The sequence below is a fragment of the Methylomonas koyamae genome, from assembly GCF_001644025.1.
In the GTDB taxonomy this organism is placed as follows: Bacteria; Pseudomonadota; Gammaproteobacteria; order Methylococcales; family Methylomonadaceae; genus Methylomonas; species Methylomonas koyamae_A.
Map to the genome: position 1 here is coordinate 1 of NZ_LUUK01000127.1, position 1,178 is coordinate 1,178.

Annotated in this window: 1 protein-coding gene; it reads left to right on the plus strand. The window is 54.7% G+C overall.

What is annotated here, in order from left to right; all coding sequences use genetic code 11:
- A partial coding sequence (gene tuf / locus A1355_RS09340; RefSeq protein WP_064027305.1) for an elongation factor Tu occupies positions 1-1,178 on the plus strand: 1,178 nt, incomplete at its 3' end.

Consider the following 1,178-nt stretch of genomic DNA (forward strand, 5'->3'; position numbering starts at 1 on the left):
ATGGCAAAAGAAAAATTTGAAAGAAAGAAACCGCACGTAAACGTGGGCACGATTGGTCACGTCGACCACGGAAAAACCACGTTGACCGCCGCGTTGACGAAAGTAATGGCGGAGCTGCAAGGCGGTGAAGCAAAAGCTTTCGATCAAATTGACAATGCGCCAGAAGAGCGTGCGCGCGGTATTACTATTTCGACCTCGCACGTTGAATACGAGTCTGCGTCACGCCACTACGCACACGTAGACTGCCCGGGTCACGCCGACTACGTCAAAAACATGATTACCGGCGCCGCTCAAATGGATGGCGCGATTTTGGTTTGCTCGGCCGCCGACGGTCCGATGCCGCAAACCCGCGAGCATATCTTGCTGTCTCGTCAGGTCGGCGTTCCGTACATCGTGGTGTTCCTGAATAAAGCCGACATGGTCGACGACGCGGAACTGATCGAGCTGGTTGAAATGGAAATTCGCGAACTGTTGAATCAATACGAATTCCCCGGCGACGACACCCCTATCATTATCGGCTCCGCACTGAAAGCGTTGGAAGGCGATCAAAGCGAAATCGGCGTGCAATCCGTCGTCAAGCTGGTTGAAGCACTGGACAGCTATATCCCTGAACCAGAGCGCGCGATCGACGGCAAATTCTTGATGCCGATCGAAGACGTCTTCTCGATTTCAGGCCGCGGTACCGTCGTTACCGGTCGTGTGGAACGTGGGATTATTAAAGTGGGTGAAGAGGTCGAGATCGTCGGCATTCGCGACACGCAGAAAACCACCTGTACCGGTGTAGAAATGTTCCGCAAACTGCTCGATCAAGGCCAAGCGGGCGACAACGTAGGTGTCTTGTTGCGTGGCACCAAACGCGACGACGTCGAACGCGGTCAAGTTCTGGCTCACGTGAACAGCATCAAGCCGCACTCGCACTTTAAAGCCGAAATTTACGTGCTGTCCAAGGAAGAGGGTGGTCGTCATACGCCATTTTTCAACGGCTATCGGCCGCAATTTTACTTCCGTACCACCGATGTCACAGGCGCGGTTGAATTGCCGGAAGGCGTCGAAATGGTGATGCCTGGCGACAACATCTCCGTCACCGTCAAATTGATCTCACCGATCGCGATGGAAGACGGTCTGCGCTTTGCAATTCGCGAAGGCGGTCGCACCGTGGGTGCCGGCGTCGTGGCTTC